We start from the raw sequence: 17,706 nt of genomic DNA on the forward strand, positions 1-17,706 counted from the left end.
GCCGGCTCGCGCGCATCCCGCTATTTCTGCTCGAGCATCCACTCGTGCGCGGGATCGTTCTTGAAGTGCCACGCGCGCGTCGGCCCGGCCATCACGTTCAGGTAATACGACTCGTACCCGTAGGGCACGACGACCGGGTGATAGCCGCGCGGCACCAGCACGACGTCGTGATCGCACGCGGCCATTGATTCGTCGAGGTCGCGCTCGTCCGTGTACACGCGCTGGAACACGAAGCCTTGCGGCGGATGCACGCGATGGTAGTAGGTCTCCTCGAGCGAGCTCTCGAACGGCACGTCGTCGGTATCGTGCTTGTGCGGCGGATAGCTCGACGAATGCCCGGACGGCGTGCGCACTTCGACGACGAGCAGCGACTCGGCGGGCTCCGTCTGCGGAAGGATGTCGCACACGTAGCGCGTATTCGCGCCGGTGCCGCGCACCGAGCGCTTCATCTGCGACGGCCTGATCACGCGCGCCGGATATTTCCCGGTCGCGGGCGCGGTCGCGACGCCGAGCTCGGCCGCGCGCGCCGCCGCGACCGTGACGCGCACGCTCGGCGGCAGATACAGCGCATATGGCGCGACGCCGTCGAACACGCTGTCGCGCGAGCCGAGATCGGTCCAGCGCGTGCCGTCTGCCGCGGTGATGTCGACGCTGCCGGTCAGCACGACGATGCACGTTTCGCGCGCGGTCTCGTGCAGTTCGACCGTTTCGCCGGCCGCGAGCCGGTGCGCGGCGAAGCCGACGTGCCGCCAGTGCGCGGATTCGGGCGTGACGCGCGCGATCGTCGGTCCGTCCGCTGCGCCTTTGACGAGCAGGCTCATGCCGCCTCCTTGTGCGAATCGAGCGGCGCGTCGACGAGCGCGCGCAGCGTGCGGTAGCCCTTTTGCGCGTACGCGTAGCTCGGCGCGACGACCGGGTCCTGTTCCGCCTCGACGACGAGCCAGCCGCGATAGCCGTGCCGCTTCAGCATGTCGATCAGCGTCGCGAAGTCGACCGAGCCGTCGCCCGGCACGGTGAACGCGCCGTTGATCACCGCGTCGAGAAAGCTCCAGTTGCGGTTGCGCGCAAGCCGGATCACGGCCGGCCGCACGTCCTTGCAGTGCACGTGGCACACGCGCGCGATGTGGCGCTTCAGCACCTCGGCCGGATCGCCGCCCGCGAACGTGATGTGGCCCGCGTCGAACAGCAGGCCGACCGCGTCGCTCGTCACGGCCATCAGCCGGTCGACGTCGGCGGGCGTTTCGACGTATGCGCCCATGTGATGGTGATACGCGACGCGCACGCCGCGGCTCAGCGTGTAGCGCGCGAACGCGTCGAGCCGTTCGGCATAGCCGTCCCATTGCGCGTCGGTCGTGAAGCGCGGCCGCTGATACAGCGGCACGGGCGCGCCCTGGATCGTGTCGGCGACTTCGCCGTAGACCATCACGGTCGCGCCGTTCTGCGCGAGCAGGTCGAGATGCGGGCCGACCGCGGCGATTTCCTCGTCGACGCCGCGCTGCGCGAGCCGGCCCGAGTACCAGCCGGACACGAGCGACAGCCCGTACTCGCCGAGCAGCGCCTTCAGCGCCTGCGGCTCGCGCGGGAACTTGTTGCCGAGCTCGAAGCCGGCGTAGCCGATGTCGCGGCCTTCGGTCAGCGCGACGGCGAGCGGCGTCTCGCCGCCGAGCGACGGCAGGTCGTCGTTCATCCACGACAGCGGATTGATGCCGATGCGGAATTCGAATTGACTCATGTCGGAGTTCCTGAACGGGAGAGGGCGGGCGCGCCGCCCGCGCGGGCGGCGACCTGCTTGTCGTATGCGCTGCGCGCGTCGCGCACCGCTTCGCGCGACGACACTTCGGGCACCGCGACTTCCCACCACCAGCCGCCTTCGGCCGTGGTGCGCGCGGGATCGGTGTCGATGCAGATCACATAGGTGCGGTCCGCGGCGCGCGCGCGTTGCAGCGCGGCGTCGAGCGCCGCGACGTCGGCGACGTGCTCCGCTTGCGCGCCGAGCGCGCGCGCATGCGCGGCGAAGTCGATCGCCGGCGCGCCGGGCGGCCCTTGCAGGCAATCGTCGAGCAGGTTGTTGAACGGCGCGCCGCCGCATGCCTGCTGCAGCCGGTTGATGCAGCCGTAGCCGCGGTTGTCGAGCACGACGACGATCAGCTTCGCGCCGAGCATCACCGACGTCGCGATCTCGCTGTTCATCATCAGGTAGCTGCCGTCGCCGACCATCACGATCACGTCGCGCTCGGGCCGCGCGAGCTTCGCGCCGAGGCCGCCGGCGATCTCGTAGCCCATGCACGAGTAGCCGTATTCGACGTGGTACGCGCCCGGCCGCCCCGCGCGCCACAGCTTGTGCAGCTCGGCGGGCAGCGTGCCGGCCGCGCACACGACGATGTCGGCGTCCGGTGACGCGCGATGCGAGCGCTGCACCGCGCCGATCACGTCGGCGTCGTACGGCAGCGCGCCCGCGCGCGGCGGCGCGTGGGTGATGCGCGACACCGCATCGCGCCACCCGGCCGCAAGTTCATGCGCGCGCGCGGTCCACGCGCGTTCGGCGGACCAGTCGTCGAGCAGCGCATCGAGCGCGTCGAGCGCCGCGCACGCGTCGGCTTCGACCGCGCACGCGTGATGCTTGAGCGCGTCGAACGCGTTCGCGTTGATGCCGATCACCGTCGCGTCCTTCGCGAACAGCGTATTCGAGCCGGTCGTGAAATCCTGCAGCCGCGTGCCGATCGCGAGCACGCAGTCGGCGTCGGCCGCGAGCGCGTTCGCGGCGGGCGAGCCCGTCACGCCGAGCGCGCCCGCGTTGAGCGGATGATCCCAGCGCAGCGCGCCCTTGCCGGCCTGCGTCTCGCCGACCGGGATGCCGCGCTGTTTCGCGAACGCGGCGAGCGCGTGCGTGGCGCCTTCGCTGTACAGCACGCCGCCGCCGGCGACGATGAACGGCCGGCGCGCGGCGCGCAGCGTCGCGAGCGCGGCTTCGAGTTCGGCGGGCACGGGCGCGGGCGCATGGAACGACACGGTGCGCGGCGCGAAGAACGCGGCCGGATAGTCGTAGGCCATCGCCTGCACGTCCTGCGGCAGCGCGAGCGTGACGGGGCCGCACTGCGCGGCGTCGGTCAGCACGCGCAGCGCGCGCGGCAGCGCGGTCAGCAATTGCGCGGGATGGACGATGCGGTCGAAGTAGCGCGACACGGGCCTGAGCGTGTCGTTCGCCGACACGCCGCCGTCGTGGCCGTCCTCGACCTGCTGCAGCACCGGGTCCGGCGCGCGCGACACGAACACGTCGCCGGGCAGCAGCAAGAGCGGCAGGCGGTTCACGTGCGCGAGCGCGGCGGCCGTCACGAGGTTGGTCGCGCCGGGGCCGATCGACGTCGTCACGGCCATCATCCGGCGGCGGAAGTGCGCCTTCGCATACGCGATCGCGCTGTGCGCCATCGCCTGCTCGTTGTGCGCGCGATAGGTCGGCAGCACGTCGCGGTGCTGGTACAGCGCCTCGCCGAGCGCGGCGACGTTGCCGTGGCCGAAGATCGCGAATACGCCGCCGAACAGCGGCTCGGTGGCGCCGCTGCGGTCACCTGTCTCGACCCGTTGCGCGGCGAGGTAGCGCACGAGCGCCTGCGCGGCGCTCAGGCGGATCGTGCCGTTGGAGGATGCGTTCACGATAGGCTCCTGAAGGGAGACGCGGGAGGGCACGGGATGATGCATCGGGCCTCCTTACGCGACGCGGCGCGCGGCCGGCATGCCGTGACGCGCGGCGCGCCATGCGCCGATCAGCGTCTCGAACGTCGCGCGCACGCGGGTGACCAGCGCCGCGTTGTCGATCTCGCCCGCGAGCCACGCGCGGCTCGGCTCGTGGAAGATCGTGCGGCCGACCGTGAAGCCGCGGCAGCTCGCCGACGCCGCGGCGGCCGGAAAGCCGCGCGTCAATTCGTCGACGGGCGCGGACAGCCCGAGCAGCACGACGCCGCGGCAATGCGGGTCGCGCTCGGCGATCAGCGCGTCGATCGCGCGCCATTGCGCGGCGTCGAGCGGCGCGAGCTTCCACCATTCGGGGCAGATGCCGAGGTTGTACAGGCGCTTCAACGCGCGGCATACGACGTCGGGCCCTTGCGGCAGGTCCGGGCGGCGCGGCGGGATCACTTCGAGCAGCAGTTCGTGGCCGCTCGCCTGCACCGCGTCGTACAGCGTGCGCAGCTGCGTTTCCTGCTCGATGCGCTGCTCGACCGGCTCGTCCGGGTGGAATTGCACGAGGCATTTCGCGACATGCTCCTGCGGCCAGCTTGCGAGCGTCGTGCCGACCGAGCGGCCGTGGTCGAATTCGAGCGGCACCGAGCCGGGCAGCTCGACCGGCCGGCCGATCCACCAGCCGCGCCCGGTGGCGACGTTCAGCGCGTCCTGGCCGTAGCGGTCGTCGATCAGCACGCCGATCCGGCCTGCGAGGCCGAGCTGCGCTTCGGTCTGCGCGACCGCGTCGACGAACAGGCGCTTCAGCGCATCGATGCGTGCGAGCGGCGCGCCGGTCTGCTGCGCGAGCTCGAAGAACTGGTTGCGATGGTCGAACGCGAAGCCGAGCACCTCGTCGCGCGGCACGCGCGGCGGCGTCACGCGGTGCAGCCGCGCGAGCGTCTTGTCGAGATCGGGACGGCGCATCTTCACGGGGTCGCGCCGCGCTTCGTCCAGGAAGTACCCGAGCTCGGCCGGCGTCGGCATCGCCGGCGAGCAGCCGTGGCGCGACACGACGAGCGCGCCGCACGCGTTCGCGGTGCGCGCGGCGTCCTCGAGCGAGCGGCCGCGCAGCCATTGCGACAGGAAGCCGGACGCGAACGCGTCGCCCGCGCCGAGCACGTTCATCACGTCGACCTCGACGCCGCCGACGATCGCCAGCGCGTCGAGCGACGCCGGCACCTGGCCTTCGACGATCGAGCAGCCGAGCGGCCCGCGCTTCACGACGAGCGTCGCGCTCGTGACCGCGCGCACCATCGCGAGCGCGTCGAGCAGCGTGTCCTTGCCGCCGGCGATGCGGAATTCCTCCTCGGTGCCGATGATCAGGTCGAAGAGGGGCAGGATGCGCTGCAGGTGCGCGGTCACGCCTTCGTTCGCGATGAAGCGGGTCTCGCCGTCGGCCTTGCCGGTCAGCCCCCACAGCACGGGCCGGTAGTCGATGTCGAGCACCGTGCGCACCTGGTTGCGGCGCGCGTAGTCGAGCGCGCGGCGGCTCGCGCGGTTCACCTGCTCGGTCGAGAAGTGGGTGCCGGTGATCAGCAGCGCCTTCGCGGACGCGATGAACGCCTCGTCGAAGTCGCCTTCGTCGAGCGCCATGTCCGCGCAGTTCTCGCGATGGAAGATCAGCGGGAACGTGTCGCGATCCTTGAGACCGAGCAGCACCAGCGCGGTCAGCCGGTCCGGGTCGGTGCGCAGGTGGCTCGTGTCGCAGCCTTCGCGCTCGAGCGTCTCGATCAGGAAGCGCCCCATGTGGTCGTGGCCGACGCGCGACAGCATCGACGCTTTGAGGCCGAGCCGCGCGCAGCCGAACGCGATGTTGCCCGACGAGCCGCCGAGGTATTTCGCGAAGCTCGACACGTCCTCGAGGCGCGCGCCGACCTGCTGCGCATAGAGGTCGACCGCGACGCGCCCGATGCAGATCACGTCGAGCGGCCGGTTCTGCGCAAAGGTGTGGGAAGTCAGTGCCATGGAAAATCCTCGGTTAGATCACCGCGCCGTCGAGCTCGCTGATCATCTTCTGCATTTCGGCGCCGCCGGCCATCATGTCGAGCACTTCATCCTTGCTGATCGTCTCTTTCGTGAAGGTGCCGAGCGAGCGGCCGCGGTTCAGCAGCGTGAACGAATCGCCGATCGGGTACGCGTGATGCACGTTGTGCGTGATGAAGATCACCGAGATGCCTTTCGCGCGCGCGGTGTGGATCAGCTTCAGCACGTTGAAGCTCTGCTTCACGCCGAGCGCGGCGGTCGGCTCGTCGAGGATCAGCACGCGCGCGCCGAAGTGGATCGCGCGGGCGATCGCGAGGCATTGCCGCTCGCCGCCCGACATCGTGCCGATCGGCTGGTGCGGGTCGCGCACGTGGATGCCCATCTCGGCGAGCTTCGCGCGGGCGATCTCGGCGCTCGAATCGAGGTCCATCACGTTGAGGAAGCCGAACAGCTTCTTCTGCGGCTCGCGGCCCATGAAGAAATTGCGCGCGACGGACAGGAGCGGCACGAGCGCGAGATCCTGGTAGACGGTCGCGATGCCGAGGTCGAGCGCGTCCTTCGGCGACTCGAAATGCACGGGCTGGCCGTCGACCAGATACTGGCCCTCCGACGGCGCATGCACGCCCGCGAGCGTCTTGATCAGCGTCGACTTGCCGGCGCCGTTGTCGCCGAGCAGGCAGTGCACCTCGCCGCGCTTCAGGCGCAGCGTCACGTTCGACAGCGCGATCACCTTGCCGAAATACTTGCTGACGTTCTCGAGCGCGAGGATCGTGTCGTCGCCGGTCTGTACAGTGGACATGGCAAGCCTCCCGTTACGATTGCGACACGCGCCGGCGCACGTAGTGATTGAACAGCACCGCGATCAGCAGCATCACGCCGAGGAACACGCGGAACCAGTCGGAGCTGATGTTGGTGTACGTGATGCCGATCTGCACGACGCCGAAGATCAGCGCGCCGAACGCGGCGCCGACGACCGAGCCGTAGCCGCCCGTGAGCAGCGTGCCGCCGATCACGGCCGCGATGATCGCCTCGAACTCCTTCTGCAGCCCGCGGTCCGCGGCGGCCGAGCCGATGTCGGCGACCTGCAGCACCGCGAACAGGCACGCGCAGAACGCGGTCAGCACGAACAGCGAGATCTTCACGCGGCGCACGGGTACGCCGACGTTCTTCGCGGCGTTCGCGTCGCCGCCGACCGCGAGGATCCAGTTGCCGTAGCGCGTCTTCGCGAGCACGAACGCGCCGATCGCGGTGACGGCGAGCCACCACAGGATCACCTTCGGCACGCCCGGCACCAGCGGCTCGCCGGTGTCGAGCGTGCGGCCGAGGCCGTGCTGCGCGAGCCAGCGGAACAGGTCGTGGAACGCGACGCCCTGGAACAGCGTGTGCGCGAGCCAGTCCTCGCGCGCGATGTCGCCGAGCCCCGAGATGATCGTGCGGTCCGCGAACATGATCGACAGCGCGAGCGTGAGGCCGCGCAGGATGAACAGGAACGCGAGCGTGACGATGAACGACGGCAGCCGCGTGCGCATCACGAGGTAGCCGTTCAGCGCGCCGAGCGCCATCGAGCCCGCGAACGCGAAGATCACCGACGCCCAGATCGGCCAGTGGAAGTACGCGGTCGGGATCGCGACCATCATGCCCGCGAAGCCGATCATCGAGCCGATCGACAGGTCGAATTCGCCCGCGACCATCAGCAGGCATGCGCCGACCGCGAGGATGCCGAGGTAGGCCGCGACCTGCGACCAGTTCATGATGCCGTCGAGGTTGAACATGCCCGAACCGCCCGCGCCGAGCGCGAACACCGCGAACACGAGCACGGCGCCGGAAATCGCGGCGAATTCGGGACGGTTGAGGAAGCGCTGGAACCACGCTTCGTTGCGCACGCGCTCGTCGGCGCGCGCCTGCGGCTCTCGCGCATGCGCAGGCAGAGGCTTACCGGCTACACCCATGATGTCTCCTTGATGCCCGGCGGGCGGGGCGGGGGGGCCAGCGTCGCCGGTGAAGCGCGCGGCGCTCGGCCGCGCGACGAATGGATCGGCCGAGCGTCAGCGATACTGGCCCGCGTACTTCACGACCTTGTCGAGGTTGTCCTTCGTGATGAAGCCGGGGCCCGAGCGGATGTTCTTCGGGCCGTACGAAGGCTGCAGGCCGTAGGTCGACATGCGCGCCTGGAACTTCGGGTTCGCCTCGAGGAGCTGGCGGATCTTCGCCGGGTCGGTCGTCTTGTTCTTCTTCACGATCGCGAGCACGGCGACCGGGATGTAGCCCTGCAGGTACGGCTGCTGGTCGATCGCGAACTGGATCGTGCCCGCGCGGATCGCCTTCGCGATGTCGTCCGAGAAATCGAACGTCGCGAAGTAAAGCTTGCCGCCGAGCCCCATCTGCTGGACCGCCTTCAGCGATGCCGCGGCGGGCACCGGGCCGAGCGTGAGGAGCGCCTGCGTGCCCGGGTGGTTGCGCAGGTAAGCGCTGACCTTCGACTGGATCTCGGTCGGGTCCTGGCCCGAATCGATCGTCGAGGACCTGTAGTCGGCGCCGATCGCGTCCGCGAAGCCGCGGCAGCGGTCGAACGACACACTGTTGGTCGCGAGGTGGTTCACGCACAGGAACGACTTCACGCCCGCGGCCTTCGCCTTCTCGCCGGCCGCGCGGCCCGCGAAGTATTCGGGCTGGCCGACGTGCATGATCGCGCCGAGCTGCGCGCTCTGTTCCTCGGTGCCCGAGTTGATCGTGACGAGCGGGATCTTCTTCGCGGTGACCTTGCCGAGCGAGCTCTTCAGCACGTCGTAGTCGGCGATCGTCGTGATCACGCCGTCGTAGTCGCGCGCGGCCGACTGCTCGATCAGACGCGCCATGTCCGCGATGTCGCCGTTCGGCGGATTGCGGTAGTCGGTCTTCACGTCGAAGTCCTCGTCGGCCTGCTTGATCGCGTTCTTGATCGTGTTCCACCACGAATCGGAATCGGGCGCGTGGCTCACCAGCGCGAAATGGCCGTCGGCCTGCGCCGCCGGCGCGGCGAGCCCGGCCGCCGCCACGACGGCGAACGTTGCAGCGATGGCCCGGACGGCAGCCTTGCCCAAGCAAAGTCTCATGTCTCCACCTTTCTCTGTCTGTCGTTCTTGGATCGACGCGGCGCGGTGATGCGCGGTGATGCAAAGCCGCCGCGTTCACGAGCAAGCGTAGGTCAAGTCGACAGCGAATGCAAAGAAAATTTTATTTATAGATTTGATGGAAAATTTGTTCCATTTCGAGGGGCGCGTGTCTATACTCGGTTCATGAAGGAGACGACACAACCCGGCGCGGGCGGCCCGCCGCGCCTTGCGAGCCGACCATCCCATGCAAGACGATTCCACTCCCGCCGCCGCCGACGCGCCCGGCGTCGACGCACTGCTGCGGCGCATCACCGACGCATACGATTCGCTGCCGCGGCAATTGAAGAGCATCGCGTCGTACATCGACGAGCACCGGGCGAGCGTGATGATGGACCGCACGAGCGATATCGCCGAGCGCTGCGGCGTGCATCCGTCCGCGGTCGTGCGCTTCGCGCAGCGCTTCGGCTTTTCCGGCTTCTCCGACCTGCAGGCGGTGTTCAGGGACGCGTACACGGGCCAGAACCCGACCGCGCAGAGCTACCAGCAGCGCATCCGCCGGCTGATCGACGAGACGGCCGGCCCGCTGTCGGGCGGCTCGGTCGCGCGCGAGTTCATCGACGCGTCGCGCGCGGGGCTCGACGAGCTGGCGGCCGGCCTCGACGACAGCCAGTTCGACGCGGCGGTGACGATGCTCGAGCGCGCCGAGAACATCTACGTGATCGGCGTGCGCCGCTCGTTTCCGGTCGCGAGCTACATCGTGTATGCACTGCAACATACGGCCAAGCGCGTGCATCTCGTGTCCGGCCTCGGCGGGATGTATCGCGAGCAGATCCGCAGCGTGCGCAAGGGCGACGTCGTGATCGCGATCAGCTTCGCGCCGTACGGCAAGGAAACCCAGTACTGCCTGCGGGCGGCGCGCCACAACCATGCGGAAACGCTGGTGATCACCGACAGCCGCCTGTCGCCGCTCGTGCGCGACGCGGGCGCCCATTTGCTGGTGAAGGAGGGGAGCGCGTTCGCGTTCCGTTCACTGACCAGCACGATCTGCCTGTGCCAGGCGCTGTTCATCGCGCTCGCGTACCGGCTGGAATTGAACGTCGAAGAAGCGAAAGAGACTGGAGGATACGATGACTGACCAACGGGCGACCCTCGACGTCGCCGTGTTCGGCGCGGGCCGGATCGGCCGCATTCACGCAGGCAACCTCGCGCGCCAGCCGGGCGTGCGGCTCAAGTACGTCGTCGACGTGAACCGGGCGGCCGCCGAGGCGCTCGCCGCGCAGCACGGCGCGCGCGCGGTCGATCGCGACGCGGCGCTCGGCGACTCGATGGTCGGCGCGAGCGTCGTCTGCTCGAGCACCGACACGCACGCGGACCTGATCCTGCAGTCGGCCGCGGCAGGCAAGCATGTGTTCTGCGAGAAGCCGGTCGACCTGAGCGTCGAGCGGGCCCGCGCGTGCGAGCGGGCGGTTGCGCAGGCGGGCGTCGTCTGCATGATCGGTTTCCAGCGCCGCTTCGATCCGACCTTCGAGGCGGTCAAGGCGCGCATCGACGCGGGCGAGATCGGCACGCCCGAAATGCTGGTGGTCACGAGCCGCGACCCGGGCGCGCCGCCCGTCGACTACATCAGGCATTCGGGTGGCATCTTCAAAGACATGCTGATCCACGATTTCGACATCTTCCGCTGGATCCTCGACGACGACGCCGACACGATCCACGCGACCGGCAGCTGCCTGTCCGACCCGGCGATCGCCGATGCGGGCGACCTCGATTCCACCGCGGTGACGATCCGCACGAAGCGCGGCCGGCTGTGCCAGATCAACACCGCGCGCCGCGCCGCATACGGCTACGACCAGCGCTTCGAGGTGCTTGGCAGCGACGGGATGCTGCAGGCCGGCAACGTGCGGCCGACGGAAGTGACGGGCTATTCGGCGCGCGCGGTGTCGACCGATCTGCCGGAGGCGTTCTTCCTCGAGCGCTATCGGGTGGCCTATGCGCGCGAGATCGAGCACTTCTTCGCGGCGGTCGCGCGCGGCGAGCCGGTGCGCACGACGGTCGCCGACGGCGTGAAGGCGCTCGAGCTCGCGGAGGCCGCGACCCGTTCGTGGCGCGAAGGGCGTGCGATCCGGCTCGGCGGCGCCGACTGACCCGGGGAGGGCGAGCTGATGACTTCATCGACCCGACCCGCGCCGGTGCGCATCGGCATCGCCGGCCTCGGCCGGCTCGGCCGCCGCCACGCGGAAAACCTCGCGCGCCGCGTGCCGGGCGCGGTGCTCGCGGCCGCGTGCAGCCCGGTCGCCGACGAATGCGCATGGGCGCGCGACGCGCTCGGCGTGCCGCGCGTGTATGAGGATTTCGCGTCGTTCGTCGCCGATCCCGACCTGGACGCGGTGTGGCTCGTCACGCCGTCGGCGCTGCACGCGGACCAGATCGTCGCCGCGCTCGCCGCGGGCAAGCACGTGTTCTGCGAGAAGCCGCTGTCGCTCGATCTCGCCGAGTGCGAGCGGGTGCTCGCGGAAGCCGCCGCGCGGCCGCACCTGCAGGCGACGATCGGCTTCATGCGCCGCTTCGATCCGAGCTATCGGGATGCTTACGAGCGGGTCGCGGCCGGGCAGATCGGCCGGCCGTTCCTGGTGCGCTCGCAGACCTGCGACCGGAACGACCCCGACGGCTTCTTCGTGCGTTTCGCGCCGACGTCCGGCGGGATCTTCCTCGACTGCACGGTGCACGACATCGACGTCGCGCGCTGGCTGCTCGGCGGGCCGCGCGCGAAGCGCGTGTTCGCGGCCGGCACGATCGCGCTGCACGACGGGCTGCGCGCGTGCGGCGACGTCGACAACGGCGTCGCGATCTGCGAGTTCGACGACGGGCGCCTCGCGATGTTCTACGCGTCACGCACGATGGCGCACGGCAACGACACGCACTCGGACGTGATCGGCACGGCCGGCGCGCTGACGATCGGCGCGAATCCGCGTGCGAGCCGCGTCGAGATCTACGATAAGTTCGGCATCCGCAATACGTGCACGCCGACCTTCTTCGAACGCTTCGAGGAGGCGTTCCTGCTCGAGGCGCAGGCGTTCGTCGCGGCGGTCAACGGTGTGCGCGACACCGGCGCGGCGACGCTCGCCGACGCGCTCGAGGCGACGCGGATCGGCCACGCGCTGCGCGCGGCGCTCGAAACCGGTCGGTCGGTCGACCTGTAGCGGGGAGCGCGGCTGGAGAGCGTGCTGCCCGGGGCCCCGACATCCCCGGCGGCACTGCGGTAAAATCGCCGCTTCCTCCAGCGCCGCATGCGGCGCGCCATTCGAAGGTCGAAAGCCGATGCAGATTCACAAGGAAGTGGATGCGCGCGGGCTCAATTGCCCGCTGCCGATCCTGCGCGCGAAAAAAGCGCTCGCGGACATGGAAAGCGGGCAGATCCTCAAGGTGCTTGCGACCGATCCCGGCTCGCAGCGCGATTTCGCCGCGTTCGCGAAACAGACGGGCAACGAGATCGTCGAATCGACGACCCAGGACAAGACCTTCGTGTTCCTGATGCGCCGCCGCTGACAGGCGCCGCCCGGGTTCCGGCCGCGCCCGCCCGGGCGCGGCCCTGTTTCTGACAATTCTTAAACCTCGCTGTGCCGCGCGCTGCGTATACTGACCCGGCCGGTCGTCCGCACTCAACGGATGCATCGGCTGCGGTACGTCGATTCGAGGCGGGCACGGGGGCCATGCCTGACGCTGCCGTCGTACACGGGGAGAGGACATGCCCTTCAGACCGGGGACCAGTCGAAGTCCGTCGGAAGCGAAACACACCGCGCCTGCGTGCGCAACCGGGTCGTGCCGAGTCGAGCTCGACCCGCGGCACGACCGTCATGCGCGCGCCGCGCTGGAAGCCTATGCGGATTCGGTCGCGGCGGAGATGCCGTGGCTGGCCGAATGGCTGCGCGACGCGCTGCCGGACGGGGAAGCCGGCGTCACGCAGTGCGCGGCGACCGTCGAACGCGTGTTCGACCTGGCCCATGCGTGGGCGGCAAGTCAGCCCGATTACGCCGCCGCGGCATGGGAGCGGGTGCGCGGGCAGTTGCTCGGGTTGCTGCGGCAGCCGTCGCAGCGGCAGCCTGCGCCGCAGGCCGACGTACCGGTCGATGAGCCGGACGACTGTGCGGCACGGGTCGAATAGGCGCGCCGATTGCGTTTCGGGAAGGATTATTCGAAGAAAGGGCGGCCTGCCGCGCAAATCCTTGGCGAATTTCATACTACTATGGTGGAATCGCCGGCTCGTCCGCGCCCCGTTTTTGAGATATTGGCCGGGTTCGTCCGCTTGTGCGCATGGCGCGCGCTGCGGGAACGCGGCCCGTCGCCGGGCCCGGCGCCAGCCACCGGCGGCGCGGTGAGCGCGAGGAGCCGAACTGGATTTCGTTTTGCGGGGTGCTATGAGAATTGCTGTACTGGATGACGACCCGGCCCAGACGGATTTCGTCAGTCAAACGCTGACGGCCGTGGGCCATACCTGCTACGCCTTCAAGGAAGGCAAGGCGCTGAAGAAGCGCTTGCAGCGCGAAACCTTCGATCTGCTCGTGCTCGACTGGAACGTGCCCGACATGTCCGGCGAAGAGGTGCTGAAGTGGGTGCGCGCCAATCAGACCGAGCACAGTCTGCCGATCATCTTCATGACGAGCCGCGACGACGAGGCGGGAATCACGCAGATTCTCAACGCCGGCGCGGACGATTACGTCGTCAAGCCGGTGTCCGGCCCGATCCTGCGCGCGCGCATCGGCTCGCTGCTGCGCCGCGCGTATCCGGTCAACGTCGAGGCGGCGGTGCGCGAATTCGACCAGTTCCGCTTCGACGTGAACCTGAAGCAGGCCTACGTCGGCGACAAGCCGGTGAGCCTCACGCAGAAGGAATTCGAGCTCGCGCTGCTGCTGTTCCAGCACCTGGACCGGCCGCTGTCGCGCGCGCACATTCTCGACCTCGTCTGGAAACAGGCGACCGACATCCCGTCGCGCACGATGGACACGCACATCTCGATGCTGCGCACGAAGCTCGGCCTGCGCCCGGAGAACGGCTACCGCCTCGCGCCGATCTACGGCTACGGCTACCGGCTCGAGCGGGTCGGCCAAGGGGAAACGGAGTGATCATGGGGAGCGCCCAACGCACGTCAGGCGTGCCGAGCCTGCGCGGGGCGCGTTTGCGCGCCGTGGCCCTCGGCGCGGCGTGCCTGCTCGCGGCGGCCGTCGCGGTCCAGCCGGCGGCCGCGCAGTCGCGGGCCCGCGCGGCCGGCAAGACGGTCGTCTATACGACGCGCGCCGGCGACACGCTGTATGACGTCGCCGAGCGCTACCTGCAGGGCCCGGACGACTGGCAGGTGCTCGCGCAGATGAACGGCGTGCCCGCGCCGAAGCGCCTGCAGCCCGGCATTGCGCTGAGGCTGCCGGTCGCGCGGCTGCGCAAGGAGCAGCTGTCCGCCCGCGTCGTCGCGGTGCAAGGGGGCGCCGAGCGCGCGTCCGGCGGCGCTTTCGCGCCGCTTGCGGTCGATGCGACGCTGACCGAAGGCGACCGCGTGCGCACCGGCGCGAACGGCTTCGTGACGCTCGAGCTCGCCGACGGCACGCATCTGAGCCTGCCGCCCGACAGCCAGCTCGACCTGAAGACGCTGCGCCGCACCGTGCTGACGGGCACCCTCGACCGCGAATTCGAACTGACGCGCGGCACCGTCGACAGCGAAGTCACCCACCTGAAGAAGCGCGACGACCGCTTCCAGATCCGCTCGCCGTCGGTCGTGGCCGGCGTGCGCGGCACGCGCTTCCGGGTCAACTACGACACCGCCGGCAACGCGACGACGCGCGTCGAGGTGCTCGACGGCGCGGTGGGCGTCGCGCGCAGCCAGCGTCCGGCGGACGCGACGCTCGTGCCCGCGAACTACGGCAGCGTCGCGACGTCGTCGGGCGCGATCGGCGCCCCGGTCCAGCTGCTGCCCGCGCCGGCGCTTGCGGCGCCGGCCAAGGTGCAGGACGAGCCCGACGTCGCGTTCGAGCTCGCGCCGCTTGCCCGCGCCCGCGCGTATCACGTGCAGCTCGCGCATGACGCCGGGCTGCTCGACCTGTTCAGCCAGACCCGCACGGATACGCCGCGCGCGGTGTTCCGCAACGTGCCGGACGGCACGTATTTCGTGCGGATCTCGGCGATCGACGAGAACGGTCTCGAAGGGGCGCCGCGCACCTATGCGTTCGAGCGGCGCCTGATGGGGCTCGACGCGACCGCGACGCCCGGCCCCGGCGGCTACGAGTTCCGCTGGTCGTCGAACGGCGGGGCCGCGAACGCGCGCTACCGGTTCGTGCTGTCGAGGTCGAAGGACCTGAGCGCGCCGGTCGTCGACGAGGTCGGCCTGCAGGCGCGGCAGATCATCGTCGCGCATCTGCCGCCCGGCGAGTATTTCTGGGCGGTGATCGTCGAGGAATTCGACGGCGGCCGCTTCTACGAGAAGACGAGTCCGGTCGGCGCGTTCACGCTGTCGCGCTGACCCGCGGCGCATGAAACCCGACTCCGTTTCCCCGCGGCGGCGGCTTGGCCGCCGCTTCCTCTTCGAATGGATCGCGATCGGCTGCCTCGGGATCGCGGTGATCCTCGCGTGCGCGCCCGGGCGCGCGTCGACGAGCGTCGACGGCCTGATCTACGACCGCCTGCTGATGCTGCGCAGCCTGCCGCTGTCGCCCGACATCGTGGTGGTCGACATCGACAACCAGAGCGTCGCGGCGCTCGGCCGCTGGCCGTGGCCGCGCGACGTGCATGCGCGGCTGCTCGACGCGCTCGCGCGCGCGAAGCCGGCCGCCGTGGTCTACGACGTGCTGTTCACGGAGCCGTCGGCGGACGATCGCGCGTTCGCGGACGGGCTCGGCCGGGTGCCGACCTTCCTGCCGATCCTGCTGAGCCCCGAGCGCGCGGACGGCACGCGCACCGTCGATCCGCCGGTGCCGGCGCTCGCGGCGCGCGCAGCAGGCCTCGGCCACATCAATCTCGAAGTCGATCCCGACGGCATCGTGCGCAGTGTCGCGCTGTTCGAAAGCGACGGCCGCATGCGCTGGCCGCAGCTGATGGTGCCCGTGTTCGACGCGCTCGGGGCCGGCAGGCTGCACCCTGCAAGCGGCGCGCCGCTCGCGCGCGCGCACGACCTGTCGCGCGACGCGCGCGGCGAGGGCCGCTACCTGATCCCGTTCAGCCGCAACACGCCCGCGTATCCGACGCTGTCGTTCGACGACGTGCTTCACGCTCGCGTGCCGCCGGACGCGCTGCGCGGCAAGATCGTCGTCGTCGGCGTGACCGCGTCGGGCCTGTACGACCGTTTCGCGACGCCCGTGTCCGGCGACTTCGGGCCGCTCGCGGGGGTCTACATCCATGCCGGTGTGCTCGACATGCTGACGACCGGCCGGGCGATCTCGCCGGTGTCGCGCGTGGGGCTGTTCGTCGCGTCGCTGCTGCCGCTCGCCGTGCTGCTGGCCGGCTTCCTGATGCTGTCGCCGTGGCGCGCGCTGCTGCTGACGCTGAGTCTCGCGGGGCTGGCCGTCATCGCGAGCGCGGCGCTGCTGTACGAAGGGCGGCTCTGGCTGTCGCCCGCGCCGGCGATCTTCGGGCTGATTGCCGTGTATCCGATCTGGAACTGGCGGCGGCTCGAGATGACGATGTCATACCTGCGCCGCGAGCTGCAGCGGCTGGCCGACGAACCGCACCTGCTGCCGGAGGCGCCGCGCACGCAAAGCGTCGGCGGCGACGTGCTGGAGCGGCAGATGGCGCTGATGGCGCAGGCCGCGCAGCGCGTGCAGGACATGAAGCGGTTCGTATGGGACAGCCTCGACAGCATGCCCGAGCCGATCTTCGTCACCGACCTGGCCGGCACCGTGCTGATCGCGAACCACGCGGCCAAGCGCTACGGGGCGCGGCTCGCGCTGCCGCTGCCGGAGGGGCGGCCGCTGCGCGCCGCGCTCGGCGAGCTGGCGTTCGTCAAGACGGTCGACGGCAACGCCGGGCACGACGCAGCGATCAGCCAGCGCTGGCCGGCCGCGCTCGATCCGACGCTCGAGGCGGACAACGATGCGATGGAGCGGGGCATCGAGGTGCGCGATCGCGACGGTCTCGATCATCTGCTACGCTACGCGCCGTGCACGAACGCGCAGGGGCGCGTGACCGGCTGGATCGCCGGCCTCGTCGACGTGACCGAGCTGCATGCGGCCGAGCGCCAGCGCGAAGAAGCGCTGCACCTGCTGTCGCACGACATGCGCTCGCCGCAATCGTCGATCCTCGCGCTCGTCGAGATCGAGCGGCAGCGCATCGAGTCCGACGACATGCGCGGGCTGCTCGCGCGGATCGAGCGTTATGCGCACCGCGCGCTGTCGCTCGCCGACGAGTTCGTGCAGCTCGCGCGCGCGGAATCGCAGGCATACCAGCTCGAGGCGACGAATTTCGTCGACGTGCTGATCGACGCGAGCGACGAGGTGTGGCCGCAGGCGCAGGCCAAGCGCATCCGCATCGACACGGACGTCGGCGGCGAGATGTGCTGGGTGCGCGCGGACCGATCGCTGATCACGCGCGCGTTCGTCAACCTGCTGAACAATGCGGTCAAGTACAGTCCGACGGACACCGTGATCGCGTGTACGCTGTCGATCGGGCACGCGTCGAAGCGGGTGTTCTGTACGATTCGCGATCAGGGGTACGGCATTGCGCCGGAAGACCAGCGGCATCTGTTCGAACGTTTCAAGCGGTTCCATGCCGGCGAGCGGCCCGAGATTTCGGGTTCCGGGCTCGGCATGGCATTCGTGAAGACGGTCGTCACGCGCCACGGCGGCAGCGTGACGGTCGAAAGCGAAGTGGGCGTCGGCACCGCGGTGACGGTGGCGCTGCCCACGATCGACGAGCCGTCCGCCTGACAGGGCCGGGC

15 protein-coding genes are annotated in these 17,706 nt (G+C 69.9%); 8 read left to right on the forward strand and 7 right to left on the reverse strand.

The window, feature by feature from the left end; translation table 11 throughout:
* Nucleotides 1-20 precede the first annotated feature (20 nt).
* The 7 genes from iolB to ACFIMZ_RS07600 form a co-directional block, all read right to left on the reverse strand.
* A complete protein-coding gene (gene iolB, locus ACFIMZ_RS07570) occupies nt 21-821 on the reverse strand; it encodes a 5-deoxy-glucuronate isomerase (protein ID WP_431822085.1) in 801 nt (266 codons plus the stop codon).
* Nucleotides 818-1,732, reverse strand: coding sequence for a myo-inosose-2 dehydratase (gene iolE / locus ACFIMZ_RS07575; RefSeq protein ID WP_431822086.1), 915 nt, complete (start codon nt 1,730-1,732; stop codon nt 818-820). Before iolE ends, iolB begins: the two co-directional genes overlap by 4 nt.
* On the reverse strand, nt 1,729-3,696 hold the full coding sequence (gene iolD / locus ACFIMZ_RS07580; RefSeq protein WP_431822087.1) for a 3D-(3,5/4)-trihydroxycyclohexane-1,2-dione acylhydrolase (decyclizing): 1,968 nt from the start codon (nt 3,694-3,696) through the stop codon (nt 1,729-1,731). Before iolD ends, iolE begins: the two co-directional genes overlap by 4 nt.
* Before the next feature lie 9 nt (nt 3,697-3,705).
* Nucleotides 3,706-5,676, reverse strand: coding sequence for a bifunctional 5-dehydro-2-deoxygluconokinase/5-dehydro-2-deoxyphosphogluconate aldolase (locus tag ACFIMZ_RS07585; RefSeq protein ID WP_431822447.1), 1,971 nt, complete (start codon nt 5,674-5,676; stop codon nt 3,706-3,708).
* A gap of 19 nt (nt 5,677-5,695) precedes the next feature.
* Nucleotides 5,696-6,499, reverse strand: coding sequence for an ATP-binding cassette domain-containing protein (locus tag ACFIMZ_RS07590; RefSeq protein ID WP_431822088.1), 804 nt, complete (start codon nt 6,497-6,499; stop codon nt 5,696-5,698).
* Nucleotides 6,500-6,512: 13 nt separating this feature from the next.
* Nucleotides 6,513-7,649: an ABC transporter permease gene (locus tag ACFIMZ_RS07595; RefSeq protein WP_431822089.1), complete on the reverse strand. Its 1,137-nt coding sequence runs from the start codon at nt 7,647-7,649 to the stop codon at nt 6,513-6,515.
* A gap of 96 nt (nt 7,650-7,745) precedes the next feature.
* The gene (locus ACFIMZ_RS07600; protein ID WP_431822090.1) at nt 7,746-8,792 is read right to left on the reverse strand and encodes a sugar ABC transporter substrate-binding protein; all 1,047 of its coding nucleotides are present in this window, start codon (nt 8,790-8,792) and stop codon (nt 7,746-7,748) included.
* A gap of 244 nt (nt 8,793-9,036) precedes the next feature.
* On the opposite strand from ACFIMZ_RS07600, the gene ACFIMZ_RS07605 reads away from it, so the two are divergent.
* The 8 genes from ACFIMZ_RS07605 (at nt 9,037) to ACFIMZ_RS07640 (ending at nt 17,695) form a co-directional block, all read left to right on the forward strand.
* Nucleotides 9,037-9,927 (forward strand): MurR/RpiR family transcriptional regulator, encoded by an 891-nt coding sequence (locus tag ACFIMZ_RS07605; RefSeq protein WP_431822091.1) that lies wholly within the window; start codon nt 9,037-9,039, stop codon nt 9,925-9,927.
* Nucleotides 9,920-10,936 (forward strand): inositol 2-dehydrogenase, encoded by a 1,017-nt coding sequence (iolG, locus tag ACFIMZ_RS07610; RefSeq protein ID WP_431822092.1) that lies wholly within the window; start codon nt 9,920-9,922, stop codon nt 10,934-10,936. The genes ACFIMZ_RS07605 and iolG overlap by 8 nt, the downstream gene beginning before the upstream one ends.
* An 18-nt stretch (nt 10,937-10,954) precedes the next feature.
* The gene (locus ACFIMZ_RS07615) at nt 10,955-11,992 is read left to right on the forward strand and encodes a Gfo/Idh/MocA family oxidoreductase (RefSeq protein ID WP_431822093.1); all 1,038 of its coding nucleotides are present in this window, start codon (nt 10,955-10,957) and stop codon (nt 11,990-11,992) included.
* A gap of 118 nt (nt 11,993-12,110) precedes the next feature.
* Nucleotides 12,111-12,338, forward strand: coding sequence for a sulfurtransferase TusA family protein (locus ACFIMZ_RS07620; RefSeq protein ID WP_006402122.1), 228 nt, complete (start codon nt 12,111-12,113; stop codon nt 12,336-12,338).
* A 199-nt stretch (nt 12,339-12,537) separates the two neighbouring features.
* Nucleotides 12,538-12,954 (forward strand): hypothetical protein, encoded by a 417-nt coding sequence (locus tag ACFIMZ_RS07625; protein ID WP_431822094.1) that lies wholly within the window; start codon nt 12,538-12,540, stop codon nt 12,952-12,954.
* Nucleotides 12,955-13,207: 253 nt separating this feature from the next.
* Nucleotides 13,208-13,912, forward strand: coding sequence for a response regulator transcription factor (locus ACFIMZ_RS07630; RefSeq protein WP_431822095.1), 705 nt, complete (start codon nt 13,208-13,210; stop codon nt 13,910-13,912).
* Nucleotides 13,913-13,914: 2 nt separating this feature from the next.
* The gene (locus tag ACFIMZ_RS07635) at nt 13,915-15,297 is read left to right on the forward strand and encodes a FecR domain-containing protein (protein ID WP_431822096.1); all 1,383 of its coding nucleotides are present in this window, start codon (nt 13,915-13,917) and stop codon (nt 15,295-15,297) included.
* Nucleotides 15,298-15,307: 10 nt separating this feature from the next.
* The gene (locus tag ACFIMZ_RS07640; protein ID WP_431822097.1) at nt 15,308-17,695 is read left to right on the forward strand and encodes a CHASE2 domain-containing protein; all 2,388 of its coding nucleotides are present in this window, start codon (nt 15,308-15,310) and stop codon (nt 17,693-17,695) included.
* Nucleotides 17,696-17,706 lie beyond the last annotated feature (11 nt).

The organism is Burkholderia sp. F1 (genome assembly GCF_050813845.1).
GTDB classification, from domain to species: domain Bacteria; phylum Pseudomonadota; class Gammaproteobacteria; order Burkholderiales; family Burkholderiaceae; genus Burkholderia; species Burkholderia ubonensis.